Here is a 13,482-nt window from a genome sequence, read left to right as displayed (position 1 = left end):
AAGCATAGCTTTATACCTTGTAAAATGCAGTGTTTTATATTGGGTTTATCATGGCGGGAGTAATCACTACAAGAGCCTGTGAAAAGTGAAAACTTGAAAAGTTGAAGTTGCCAGGTAAAAAGCTGATTGATATAGGAAAGTGAAATTTGTAATACCAAAAATAAAGGAGGAAGCCTAAGCCTCCTCCTTCTATCTGAAACAGAATAAAATTCTTTTTATTTTTTCATTTTCGGCATCATCTTGCCCATTTTGCTGCTGGTTACCATCTTCATCATTTTGCGAGTTTGGTCGAACTGTTTCAGCAAACGGTTTACTTCCTGAATAGTTGTTCCGCTACCTTTAGCGATACGTGTACGGCGTGAGCCATTCAATATTTCCGGATTGGAACGTTCTGCCGGAGTCATGGAATAGATGATTGCTTCGATACTTTTGAAAGCATTGTCGTCGATATCGATATCTTTGATAGCTTTGCCTACGCCCGGGATCATGGATGCAAGTTCTTTCAGATTACCCATCTTCTTGATCTGGGCAATCTGGCTGAGGAAGTCGTTGAAGTCGAACTGATTCTTGGCAATCTTCTTTTGCAGACGTTTGGCCTCTTCTTCGTCATACTGTTCCTGAGCACGTTCTACCAGTGAAACGATGTCACCCATACCGAGGATACGGTCTGCCATACGTGCCGGGTGGAACTGGTCGATAGCATCCAGCTTTTCACCTGTACCCACAAATTTAATCGGCTTGTTGACTACCGAACGGATAGAAAGGGCCGCACCACCACGGGTGTCACCATCCAGTTTGGTCAGTACCACACCGTTGAAGTCCAGGCGTTCGTTAAATTCTTTGGCTGTATTGACGGCATCCTGTCCTGTCATGGAGTCTACCACGAACAGAATTTCGTCCGGATTGATTGCTTCCTTGATAGCGGTGATCTCGTTCATCATCTGTTCGTCTACGGCCAGACGTCCGGCTGTATCGACGATTACGAGGTCATATCCTTTGGCTTTAGCTTCTTGAATGGCGTGTTGTGCAATCTCTACCGGATTTTTGCTGTCCAGTTCTGAGTACATCGGCACTTCAATTTGTTCTGCCAATACACGCAACTGTTCGATAGCTGCCGGACGGTAAACGTCACAAGCTACCAGTAATGGTTTGCGATTCTTCTTTGTTTTCAGCATGCGTGCCAACTTACCGGAGAAAGTAGTCTTACCCGAACCTTGCAGACCTGACATCAGGATTACTGCCGGACGGGATTCGAGGTTGATTTCTACCGTCTCGCCACCCATCAACTGGGTTAGTTCGTCGTGCACAATCTTCACCATCAACTGGCTTGGCTTCACAGCCGTAAGTACATTCTGACCGATGGCTTTTTCCTTCACCGTGTCAGTGAAAGTTTTTGCAACCTTGTAGTTAACGTCGGCATCAAGCAATGCCTTACGTACATCTTTCAGCGTCTCCGCCACGTTAATTTCGGTGATTTTGCCTTCACCTTTCAGAATCTTGAATGACCGTTCTAGTCTTTCACTTAAATTATCGAACATAGTTGTTTAATTACGAATTAATTATTTGAGCCTGCAAATGTACAAAAATCTCTTGTATTTATATCTTTTTATTCTGCCATTTTGCTTTTTTGAGGTAAATATAGCTTGTTATCAACAGCAAGGTATAGTACAGAATCTCAATCGTAAAGCAGATTTCAATCGGTGCTTTGAGCCACATTCCGACGAAAACGATGTAGGAACCGTAAATGGCAATCGTGATGGTTTCGAGCAACAGGGCTGCCTGCGTATTTCCTGTTCCGGAGATGCCGTTGAATACGACATTGGCTACTGATGCAATGAGCATGGCGCAGCAGATAACGTATACCGAAGGCACGGACTCGGTGATTAACGCTGCTTCGCTGGTATATACGGAGAGGAGGAACTGAGGAAACAAAACCGACAATCCCACCAGTCCCAGCATGATGAAGAACGAGAATCGGGCTATTTTATTGATAAGCGGCATGACGTATTGGATACCTCCTGCGCCGATGGCATTGCTGACAAGGCTGTTGGTCGTTGTTGCCAGTGCATTCACCGGAATCAGCAGTACGACGTAGATACTACGGACAATGTTGGCAATGGCCAGTTCCCGTTGTCCCAACCGTTCTACGGCAACAAAGAACACGAACCAGGTCGCCATCGATAAGAAATATTGAAGCATCGTGAAGCAAGAAATGCTGAGAATACGCATCAGCAATGCCGGATCGAACGAGCGCAGACGATTCAGACCATACTTTTTCAAATCAACACTGATATATGTATAGATCAGGAAGAAGAGAATGGAAGAGGCTTCCGCCAGTACAGAAGCGATGGCAGCTCCCTTGATTCCCATTTCCGGCAGACCGAATTTACCGAAAATCAGTGCATAGTCCAATATGACGTTGGTTAATGCCATGACAACAGCATTGATGGTCAAGACCTTGGTACGTGTGATGCCGATGTACAGGGCACGGAACATGACATTGACAAACGAGAAGAAGAACCCGTAAATACGCCAGTCCAGAAACTCCATAGTGCCTTCGTAGATGGATTCGGAAGAAACCAGCAACCGCATGATATTTCCTCCGAACGCTTTGGTGAAGCCGAACATCAATATAGCTATCAACAGGAGGAACATAATCCCTTGAATCATTACGGGACCTACATCACTGTAGCGTCCTTCTCCATTGCGTCGTGCAATGACAATTTGTGATCCTGTGCTGAATCCGAAAGCGATGGTGAATATACATATATAAAATAGTCCACCCATAGCCGAAGCTCCCAGGGCCACTTCACTAACGTGTCCTAAGAATGCGGTATCGGTGACATTGATGACATTTTGCGCCAGCAAGCTGAGTAGTATCGGGTAACTGACACTCCAAATCTGTTTGTTGGTATACATAATTAAGCGTTTAAGTTTACAGTTTGCAAAGATAGCGCTTTATTCCGATTCTGAAGCAATGGGATAGGTGAAAACAATTTCCGGACCTTCCGTTCCCCGGGCGTTTACCTGATAGCTTCCTCCGAAGTAAGCCAGCAATAACTGGTTGATCTCATGCCTGATGCCGGTCTCCTGTGAGGTGAAAGCCTCGTCCGCCAATGGAGAGTTGAGAATGCGGAAATAAAGCATTTCGCCTTTCCGGCTTAATGTAAAGCGGATAATCCGTTCCTCCTGTTGTCCCTCCGTTTCATGTTCATGCGGATAGGTCAGGGTACTGAGCAGAGCGTATCCCAATCGGGTGGTATCTGTGCGAAGGGACAGTGACTCGACTTCCGGAGTGAAGCGGACTTGAATGCCTGTCTTTTCATTATTCATGCGTGCCATGTAGCATACTTCGTTACAAAGTGCGACGGCATCATAGTCTTGTATCTGGAACTTCATCATTTTGGCTTCCAGACGAGACAGGTCGAGTACATCATTGACCAGTCTCATTAATCTTTCTGAGCTTTGGTGGATGATCGCCGAGTATTCTTCTCTTGTTTTTTCATCTATATTCGGTTCGCTGGCTATGAGTTGCGAGAAACCTACCACGTTGTTGAGCGGGGTCCGGATGTTATAACTCATGTTTGACAGGAAGCGATTTTTTATTTCGTTGGTTACTCGTACCGTTTCCGCTGCTTTGCGTATTTCGCTCTCGGAATATTTTAGGGCTTTGCGTATTTTGGAGAGCCGGAATAGGGAAATAAATAATACGATCAGAATGGCACTGATTACGATCAGGCTGATCAGACGTATTTGGTTGGTCTGCTTTTGTTGTTCCAGTTCTATCTTGTCCAGATTATAGCTTTTTTTGATTTGCTCCATTTGGGTGTTGGAGAGTGCCATGGCAGCCGAGTCCTTGATGGCCAGTGCCTGTTGGTAGAGCGTTGTCGCTCTGTTATTATCTCCGGCTTCCACCCATATTTTAGCCTGTTTCAGCAGTTGTTCGGCATAGTCGCTGGTGAAATCTTTCTTGAGCATAGTTAATGTCGTGTCGATGTAGGCTGATGCCTGCTGATATTGTTTGATGCTCTGATAGTATTTCGCATAGATGTCGTAGTAGAGCACCTTATACATGAAATAGGTGTTTTCAGTCAGATACTTTTTAGACTTTTCTATATGTGAATAAGCGAGTTGGGGCTGATCGGTATTCAGATAATAATGCGCGTAGAAAATCTCATTGAAAATGAATACGTCGGCAAATCCGTCTTTTAAAGATGGGTTGTCAATGATGAATTTGCAGAGTACATTTTCCAGTTCTTGCAGGTATTTCAGTTGCCTGTTATTGTCTTTCATTTCTTTGGTAACGGATATGAGCTGTGACAAGACGGAGATACGGACTACCGCATTGCCATTCTTTGGAAGCAACCTGTAGGCTTCTTCCAGCGCTTTGAGTCCTTCGTCCCAGCGCTGGCTGCCGATGTATGCGTTGGACAGGCATTGATAAGCGGCTACCATTCCACGGTTGTTGTCGATATCAAGGGCTTTCTGTTTCATCTTGTTTGCTTCGCTGATGGCAAGCTCATATTGTTCGGTAAAGGTGTATAGGTCAATCTGAAAGCGTCGGGCGTCGAAGAAATAGTCCCATAAACCGGATTTTTGTACAAGCGGTTCCATCTTGACTATCCATTTGGCTACACTGTCCTGTTCGCAACGGTTGTAATAATACAAAAGATGATAGTAGGCGGCCAGACTGGCGTACTTATCATTCTTTAGTTTTAATGCCTCTAGCATCAACGTGTCCGAATATTGGATACATTTGTAGTTGTTTTGCTCTATTTTTATGATTGCATTCAGTGTAGAGAGGCGTGTGGTATCATGCGGCAGTGTCTGCAACATTTGCAGCAGACTGTCTGAGGCAGTATCGGTGTTTGCATAGCCCAACAGCAGGCCATAGCAGGTGATGATCAGTAATATCAGTCGTTTCATCGTGCTTCCTCCTTTTTTATCTGCGCATGGCGAATCGGGTGTGTGAACAGAAAACGTGCTCCTTTGTCATAGTCCGGGTCGATCCATATTTTGCCTCCCAGTTGCTCGATGATAAGCTGGCAGATAGATAATCCGAGTCCTGTGCCCTGTGCGTTTTCATCGAGCTTTTCGAAGCGGTTGAATATCTTGTTCTGGTTCTCCTTGGAGATTCCGCAACCGGTATCACTAACGGAGAAAAGGGCCGTATCTTCCGTTTGTTTCACCAGTTCCAGGGTGATAGTGCCTTGTGCAGTAAACTTTGTGGCGTTGATAAGCAGATTGATCAGTACTTGTTGCAGGCGGGCACTGTCCGTGGTCAGCTTCAGTGAACTGAGAGAGGTGGAAAACCGTACTTCCGCTTGAGTCTGCTTTATTTTCTCTACCATGTCGATAACATTTCTGCATAGCGCTACAATATCACACTCGTTGAATTTGAATTGCATTTTTCCAATTTCAAGGCTGGATAAGTCAATTACATCATTAATCAGTTTGAGCAGCAGTTCTGAGTTCTGCTGGATGATATCGTTGCACTGTTGTTTCGTTTCGTTGTCGATGGATTCTTCTGTCAGAATAGCTGAAAAACCGGATAAAGCATTGAGCGGAGTACGAATCTCATGGCTCATATTGGAGAGAAAAAGGCTTTTGGTGTGGATAGACTTTTCTGCTTGTTTCTTGGCTTTTTCCTGTTCCTGTTGTGATTGCAGAAGACGATTGTTGGTGCGCTTGATGCGGAAAATGGCAATGATGATCAGTACTACGATCACTAAGATCACAGACAGACTCCAATAATAGAGATTTTTTTGTATGTTGATATAATTAAGTTCGCTTTTATCTATCTGATACAGGGTATGCAGTTCGTTTATCTGGCTGAGATAACTTTGGGCGTCCAATGAATCTTTGAGATGATTAATCTCCTCATAAATCTTGCACGCCTCTTGTTTCTGATTCATAAGTACCAGGACTTTGGCGCGTTCCTGTAATAACTGAACATGTCTGAATAAAGCCGTTTTCTTTGTTATGGTGAGTAATTCTTCATATTCTTTCAGCGCTTTATCATATTCTTTTGACTCAATATGATAGCCGGCATACATATAGTTGCTGATTGAAGAATAGTAGGGATACGGATATTTTTCGTAGATGGAGTCCAGCTGTTTCAGATACTCCAGTGCTTTTGGAAGGTTGTTTGTCTGTATATAATAATAGGCATAGCTGCAAGGCAGATAGAAGTCATCGGGCAAACCTGATTCTTTATGGTAAAGAGACTCCAGATAGGCAAAATCTTTTTCGATATCTGTCATTTGCCTGTATTTGAGTTTGCTCAGGATCAAATGAAACATGCTTGTCTTAAGATATGGAATACTTGCCGGAATTTTTTGCATTATTTTCAAGGATTCCTCATAAGACTCTATAGCAGACTGGGGATTTCCCGAACTTTGGTAGGTGTCTGCAAGGGCACGCAATGCCAGTGCCGTTCCGAAAGGATAATCTATAGCTTTGGCTTGCTGATACATTGAGTTGGCGTTGTTGACTGCCAGACTGATATTTCCTTCCGTAATTAATGCCTGAACTGCCATCATTTTCAATGGAAACAGAATATGATATTCTTGCTGCTTTTCAAGTTCGGGGCTTAAGAGTTTTTCCCATAAGATGATGCTGTCCGTTGTAATATCGATATTTGTATTGAAAGAAAGATCATGCTCGACAAGTGGCTGGAGTAAGGTAAGTCGTTCTTTGTTCAGGTTTGTTGCATGGAGAGCCGCCGATATGAATATGGCTGCAATGAGTGCTATTATATGCTGTAAATTACTATTCACTATTTTGTTTGCTCGTATGGTGATGTGCAAAAGAAATAAAAAGAGCGAAGACTGGCAAGCAATCTTCACTCTTTTTTATAGAATTATTTTCTTTTGAGGATCTCCCGTGCCCCAGGACCTTCGTGGCTGGGGTAGCCGGGAGTATGATTTCTGCACCGGGGATCGGCATCTACCTTCAAACTGCGGTAATCATCTTTGGAACGTGTGATGTAATCGTCCAGCAAAGCACGATGCTCGGCGAGTATTTTGGAGTATTTAGGGTCTTTGGCAAGATTTTTTCTTTCACCCGGATCTTTTTTCATATCGTACAGTTCTTCTCCGTTGCCTTCCAGATAATGGGTGTATTTATATCTCGGTCCGCGCACCATGCGTCCGGGAGTGGTAACGTACTCATATTCGCTGTGCCATTCGGAGACAACATAAGGGTGGCTTTTCTTTTGTTTCTCTCCCCTTAGAGTCGGTGCAAGGCTGATGCCGGCTTTTTCTGCCGGAACGGCGATGCCTGCCAGGTCGCAAAGGGTGGGCAGGAGATCTAACGTCGGCTGTGTCAGCAGATGGTCTATAGGTTTCTTCTGCTGCTTGATGCCGGGACCGGCAAAGATAAACGGAACGTTGGTCATTTCATCATAGAAGCTGATATGCTTGGTCACCATGCGGTGGGATGCCATGCCGTCGCCGTGGTCCGCCATAATTACGACAATCGTGTTTCTTCCGGCAGGGGTGGAGTAGAGGGCTTTCAGTACGCTGTCTACTTGCTTGGACACCATCTTGGTGTAATGCTGGAAGGCGGCGATGTAGTGACGATAGTTTTCTTCGTTCCAATGGGCAGCCTGTGTCATGCGGCGGTGACTGCAACAGATATATTGTACGGGAGTCGGAATATTGCTCCAGTCTTCCACATCAAAGTTGTCCGGCAATTCGGGCAGCGGTCCGCTGATCGGCCGGTCGGTGTGTACTCCTGCGTTTTCGCCGATGAATCCGCAGATATTATGCGGGTTCTGAAAATCTGCAATGCAGATAAAAGGTTCTTTCGGAGGATTGCTGAGGTAGGCAACGGCATCCTCGCAGGTTCCTACATCCAGGAAACTGTCATTGTTGACCGGAAATTCGGGATCGGTGAATGGCTTGGCTACCGGTTCTTTATGTTTGAAGCCTCTCAGTGAGCCCATGTCGTGAGTCTTGCCGAAGTGTACGGCCTCATAACCGTTTTCGGAGAAGAGACTACCCAGTGTAGGTACGTTTTCCGGCAGGCGGGTGTTGACGGGTTCGCTGGAATTTGAACGTACATTGGTCTGGTGAGGCATCATGCCGCTCCATAATGCTGCGCGTGAAGGTTGGCTGAGGGGGCAGCCTACATAAGCGTTAGAGAAGATTACCCCTCTTGATGCTACTTCGTCAATGGGAAGTGTGCAGCCTTGTGTATGTCCGTAAGCGCCTACGACACGTTGTGTGAGATGGTCGCACTGGATAATCAGGAAGTTCGGCTTTTCTTGTGCCTGGGCTGCTGCGCCACAAAGGGCTAATCCCATGAATGGATAAATTGTTTTCATTCTTGGCTAGAATTAAGTAATTGATTGGGTAGCAAAAGTAGGAAAAAACAAAAAGCAAAAAAGGGCGGGGGAGAGGTTTTGGACGTAAATGAAAGTAATTTGTACAAAAATGAAATACGCGATGAACGATTTATGAGGAACAGCGAAGACCGCGATGAATAATAAATGAAAAGAATTAATGGGAATCATAAAAAGAACGGTGAATAAACTGCGATTATTCACCGTCCAGTCTATTCACCGTTCCTTATTTATGATCGTTTATTCTTGATCAGCTATTCATGCTCATCAGGAATTCGTCGTTGTCTCTTGTTTTTTCCAGACGGTCTTTTACGAAATCCATTGCTTCGATAGGATTCATATCTGCAAGGTATTTGCGTAATATCCACATGCGGTCGAGTGTTGTCTTATCAAGCAGCAGATCGTCGCGACGAGTACTGGATGCGGTGATGTTGACAGCAGGGAAGATACGCTTGTTGGACAGGTTGCGGTCAAGCTGCAACTCCATGTTACCTGTACCTTTGAATTCTTCGAAGATAACTTCGTCCATTTTGGAACCGGTGTCGATCAGTGCGGTAGCGATGATAGTCAGCGAACCGCCGTTTTCGATGTTACGGGCAGCACCGAAGAAGCGTTTGGGCTTGTGAAGTGCATTGGCGTCCACACCACCGGAAAGTACTTTACCGGATGCGGGAGATACAGTATTGTAAGCACGTGCCAGACGAGTGATAGAGTCAAGGAAGATCACTACGTCGTGTCCGCATTCTACCAGTCTTTTTGCTTTCTCGAGTACGATACCTGCGATTTTTACGTGGCGTTCTGCCGGTTCGTCAAAAGTAGAAGCGATTACTTCTGCGTTGACGCTGCGTGCCATGTCGGTTACTTCCTCCGGACGTTCGTCGATCAGCAGCATAATCATATATACTTCCGGATGATTGGCTGCGATGGCGTTGGCGATATCTTTCATCAAGATGGTCTTACCTGTCTTCGGCTGTGCTACGATCAGTGCACGCTGTCCCTTACCGATAGGAGCGAAAAGGTCTACAACCCGGGCAGACATGGAGTCTGAATAACCGCCTTTGCAGAGTCTGAATTTCTCGTCCGGGAAGAGCGGAGTCAAGTGTTCGAAAGGAACACGGTCGCGAACGAAAGCTGCGTCACGTCCGTTGATCTTTGACACCTTTACTAACGGGAAATATTTTTCTCCTTCCTTTGGCGGACGGATGATGCCTTCTACCACGTCACCGGTCTTAAGACCAAATAACTTAATTTGTGACTGTGATACATAAATATCGTCCGGAGAAGAAAGATAATTGTAATCGGAAGAACGGAGGAATCCGTATCCGTCCTGCATGATTTCCAGTACGCCTACTCCGCTGAGGATATCATCGAATTCATAAGGCTTTTCACGCTCGATCACTTTGCGTTCCGGCTGTTGTTGTACAGGCGGAAGGTTCTCGGCAGCGTTGTTCTGCTGTTGTGCAGGACGTTGTTGCATCGGAGGACGCTGGTTGTTGTTATTATTACGCTGGAAATTATTATTGTTGTTAGCATTTGCATTGTTATTGCCGGCGTTGTTATTGTTGTTGTCGCGCGGGCGGACAATGCGCTGGCGTTGTTGCGGTTGTGAATGCTGTTGTTGCTGTGGTTGTGGAGCTTGCTCGGGGGCGGCTTGTGCTGTTTCTGCCTTGGTCGCTTCGAATTTGCCGAAGAGTTCGGTCGGAAGCTCTATTTTTTCAGAAGGCAGGTCTTCGATTGGGATAAAGTCATCATCGTCTTCGCTGGATAAGATGGTACTTTCTTCGTCGATCACCGGTGCCGATTTCTTTTGCGGTTTGGCTATTACCGGTTTTTCTGCAACGGCAGGTTTGTTTTCTTTTACTTTCTTTTCTGTCTCCTGTGTCGGAGTTGCTTTTTCAGCCGCCGGTGCAACTACCGTTTTTTCCGCAACAGCTTTTTCTTCTGTTGGTTTCACTATCGGTTTTGCGTTTTCCACCTCCTTGTTTTCTGCTTTTTCAGCGATATTGGCGTCTTTGCGGGGACGGCCTACTTTGCGCTTAGGAGCAGCTTTCTCTGCCTTCGGTTCAGCAACGGGAGCTTCTTTGGCTTTGTTGGCAGCCTCTTCTTTAGGCTGTTGCTGAGGTTTGGCTGCAGGAGCATTTTCTTTATTTTTAGTAACTTCCGCATTTTTGGCTGCAGGTGCTACTTTCTCTTCTTTTTTAGGTGCGGCTGTGCGCGAACGCTTGTTTTTATCTCCTTTGCGTTCTTCTTTTAATTTCTCTGCGGCAACTTTCTTAGTGGCTCCGGCTATGGCTTGCTCATCAAGAATCTTGTATACAAGTTCTTCTTTCTTAAATGAGTCTGCTTTTTTGATGCCTAGCTCTTTGGCAATAACTTGAAGTTCCGACAGATTTTTGTCGTTCAATTGGATAATGTTATACATATAGTATGGTAAGTTATTAAAATTTCTGTCTTGATGAAATATGGACAGCATTACTACAGCGTAATAACCGCAGAGATGCGAGCATATGTTTTGTTTTTAATTATGAATTAGGGATGTATGTGTTGAATCGTAGAATGTTTCAACGGGGCAAAGATAATAAATATTTTTGGTTTCATGAACAATCAAACACTTTTTTCAGCGTAAAAACGTATCTTTGCTGTATAAAAGAAAATAGTATGACAGTAAATGAAGCTCGTTTAATTTATTTTTCGCCTACACACACATCAAAACAAGTAGCCGAAGCAATTGTTCACGGAACCGGTATAAAAAATGTCGTTTCGATGAATCTCACATTGCAGACTGTCGAGGAAACTGTTATTCCTACGTCTGCATTAGCTGTTATCGTAGTGCCTGTATATGGAGGTCATGTGGCTCCTTTGGCTATGGAACGTCTGGAAAGTATTCGCGGTCTGGATACTCCTGCCGTATTGGTCGTGGTTTACGGAAACCGTGCCTACGAGAAGGCGTTGATGGAACTGGACGCTTTTGCCATCCCTCACGGATTGAAGGTGATTGCCGGAGCGACCTTCATAGGTGAACATTCATATAGCACCGATAAATGTCCCATCGCAGACGGTCGTCCGAATGAATCTGATTTGGATTATGCGGAAGATTTCGGAAAAAAGATAATGGAGAAAATTCAGGCAGCTGACGGACCCGATACTCTTTACCAGGTGGATGTGCGTGCCATTAAACGCCCCAGTCAGCCGTTTTTCCCCTTATTCCGCTTTTTGAGGAAGGTAATCAAGCTGCGCAAAAGTGGTACTCCGCTTCCCCGTACCCCTTGGATAGAAGATGAGAGCTTGTGTACTCATTGTGGTATCTGTGCGGCTCGTTGTCCGGCAGGAGCGATCACCAAAGGGGATGAACTGAACACGAATGCTGAAAAATGCATCAAATGCTGCGCCTGTGTGAAAGCATGTGCAAACAAGGCAAGGAAATATGATACTCCTTTCGCTTCTTTGCTGTCCGAGTGTTTCAAGAAACAGAAATTGCCTCAGACTATCTTGTAGATAATCACTCGTTTAGTCGTTTCGTCTATCCGGAAGCGGTTATCTGTCCGTTCGCCTATCAGCCATGCAATGCGTTCACCGCAGCAGAGAACCCATTGGCGTTCTTTTTGGCTGATGGAGAATTTGCGGTCGGTCAGATAATCGCTTATTTTTTTCTTGCCCGTCATGCCGAAGGGGATGAATGTATCTCCCGCTTGCCATTTGCGGCAGTGAATTTCCTCATTTAATTTGTCTGCATCGAAACAGGCGGTTTCTTTTTCCCGTGGAATCCGGAAATCGGGTGTGAATTCTCTTTCCTCTTTTATTAATTGATAGGGAAGGGCAGGGCCGTCTTCCGGCTGGATGGTTTCCAGTAGCAGCAAATTCCGGTCTTTAATGACTCGCCATTCTTTGCTGACGAATTGTTTCCCTGATTGTCCGTGAAGCGAATTGGCTATATCTTTGATTTGTGCCGAATTGAATCCCAGTGGATGCAATGTTTCAAACAAGAAAGCATCGGGAGCGGGTTCGTCCAGTAGAGCATCGATTCGGATACCTTCCGGAGTGATAATCCGTGTTTTGGCTTCGTCTATTACCTTATTATATATAGTAGCTACATCATTCAGGTGAATGCTTGTTTCTATCAGACTGTTTTTGACCGACGGATTTATTTCCTGCATCAGTGGGAGCAGGTTGAGGCGGATTTTATTGCGGGTATATTCGTCTTCCAGATTGGTGCTGTCTGTTACGAAGTCTTGTCCGATCTGTTGCAGGTAGCGGATGATTTCTTCCCGGTTGATGCAGAGCAACGGACGTACGATTGCTCCGTTTCGGGGGCGGATTCCTAATAAACCGGTAATGCCTGTACCCCGAATGAGGTTGAGCAGCATCGTTTCTACACTGTCGTCCTGGTGGTGAGCTACGGCGATTACATGGGCTCCGCACTCTTCTTTTATCTTTTCGAACCAGTTATAGCGGAGTTCCCTGGCTGCCATTTCTATCGAGATCCGTTTTTCAGTTGCGTACTGAGTCGTGTTGAAGTCGATGGTATGCAGGCGGATGCCGTATTTTTGGCAAAGTTGCCGGACAAACTGTTCGTCACGGTTTGATTCTTCACCGCGTAAATGGAAATTGCAGTGGGCAGCTTCACATTGATAACCTGCTGTGTGGAGTACACGCAGCAAGGCAACTGAGTCGGCTCCACCACTCAGGGCAACCAAAAGTTTATCATCCGGCGAGAATAAATGCTCTTTCTCTATATATCGTATAACCCGTTGTTGTATCATATCTGCAAAGATAATAGTTTATTGAGGTATCTCAAGTGAATGCTAATTGTTTTTATCGGACTGACTAAGGAAAAAACTCCCATAAATTAATTTTTTCTTTAGCGATTTCTAATTCGTCCTACTATAGTTCCTCTTTCGTACCACTATAGTAGGACGTAAGGGGAACTATAGTACTTCTTGCGTACCACTATAGTGGCACGAACTAATTGTTGCATGTAAATTCAATAGATGTAGGCAGGGAATTAGTTACCTGTTGTGGCTTGGACTTTTGATGGATTTATTTAGATACCGTCAGTATACGAAAATCCTGCTATTTAAAAACATTCTAAATAATTTGCGTGCTCGGAAGTTATGAATTATCTTTGCCGAAAATTT

At 45.0% G+C, this 13,482-nt stretch carries 8 protein-coding genes; 1 reads left to right on the top strand and 7 read right to left on the bottom strand.

Going from position 1 to position 13,482, the window contains the following annotated elements; all coding sequences use genetic code 11:
- Window positions 1-215: 215 nt before the first annotated feature.
- From ffh to rho, 6 genes are all read right to left on the bottom strand, one after another.
- A complete protein-coding gene (gene ffh / locus KTR07_RS17505; protein WP_008767918.1) occupies window positions 216-1,538 on the bottom strand; it encodes a signal recognition particle protein in 1,323 nt (440 codons plus the stop codon).
- A gap of 58 nt (window positions 1,539-1,596) precedes the next feature.
- Window positions 1,597-2,919 (bottom strand): MATE family efflux transporter, encoded by a 1,323-nt coding sequence (locus KTR07_RS17500; RefSeq protein WP_008767919.1) that lies wholly within the window; start codon window positions 2,917-2,919, stop codon window positions 1,597-1,599.
- A gap of 39 nt (window positions 2,920-2,958) precedes the next feature.
- Window positions 2,959-4,926 (bottom strand): HAMP domain-containing sensor histidine kinase, encoded by a 1,968-nt coding sequence (locus KTR07_RS17495; RefSeq protein ID WP_022470844.1) that lies wholly within the window; start codon window positions 4,924-4,926, stop codon window positions 2,959-2,961.
- Window positions 4,923-6,779 (bottom strand): HAMP domain-containing sensor histidine kinase, encoded by a 1,857-nt coding sequence (locus KTR07_RS17490; RefSeq protein ID WP_032841489.1) that lies wholly within the window; start codon window positions 6,777-6,779, stop codon window positions 4,923-4,925. The genes KTR07_RS17495 and KTR07_RS17490 overlap by 4 nt, the downstream gene beginning before the upstream one ends.
- Before the next feature lie 83 nt (window positions 6,780-6,862).
- On the bottom strand, window positions 6,863-8,329 hold the full coding sequence (locus KTR07_RS17485; protein WP_016267060.1) for a sulfatase: 1,467 nt from the start codon (window positions 8,327-8,329) through the stop codon (window positions 6,863-6,865).
- A gap of 268 nt (window positions 8,330-8,597) precedes the next feature.
- Window positions 8,598-10,769: a transcription termination factor Rho gene (rho, locus tag KTR07_RS17480; protein ID WP_008767923.1), complete on the bottom strand. Its 2,172-nt coding sequence runs from the start codon at window positions 10,767-10,769 to the stop codon at window positions 8,598-8,600.
- A gap of 236 nt (window positions 10,770-11,005) precedes the next feature.
- Here rho and KTR07_RS17475 point away from each other — a divergent pair, with 236 nt between their 5' ends.
- Window positions 11,006-11,842: a 4Fe-4S binding protein gene (locus tag KTR07_RS17475; RefSeq protein ID WP_032841465.1), complete on the top strand. Its 837-nt coding sequence runs from the start codon at window positions 11,006-11,008 to the stop codon at window positions 11,840-11,842.
- On the opposite strand, the gene tilS is transcribed toward KTR07_RS17475, so the two are convergent.
- On the bottom strand, window positions 11,827-13,107 hold the full coding sequence (gene tilS, locus KTR07_RS17470) for a tRNA lysidine(34) synthetase TilS (protein WP_008767924.1): 1,281 nt from the start codon (window positions 13,105-13,107) through the stop codon (window positions 11,827-11,829). The two genes, KTR07_RS17475 and tilS, sit on opposite strands and share 16 nt — an antisense overlap.
- Window positions 13,108-13,482 lie beyond the last annotated feature (375 nt).

The organism is Bacteroides sp. MSK.20.82 (genome assembly GCF_019052485.1).
GTDB lineage: Bacteria > Bacteroidota > Bacteroidia > Bacteroidales > Bacteroidaceae > Bacteroides > Bacteroides thetaiotaomicron.
This window is presented reverse-complemented; position numbering and strand designations above follow the sequence as displayed.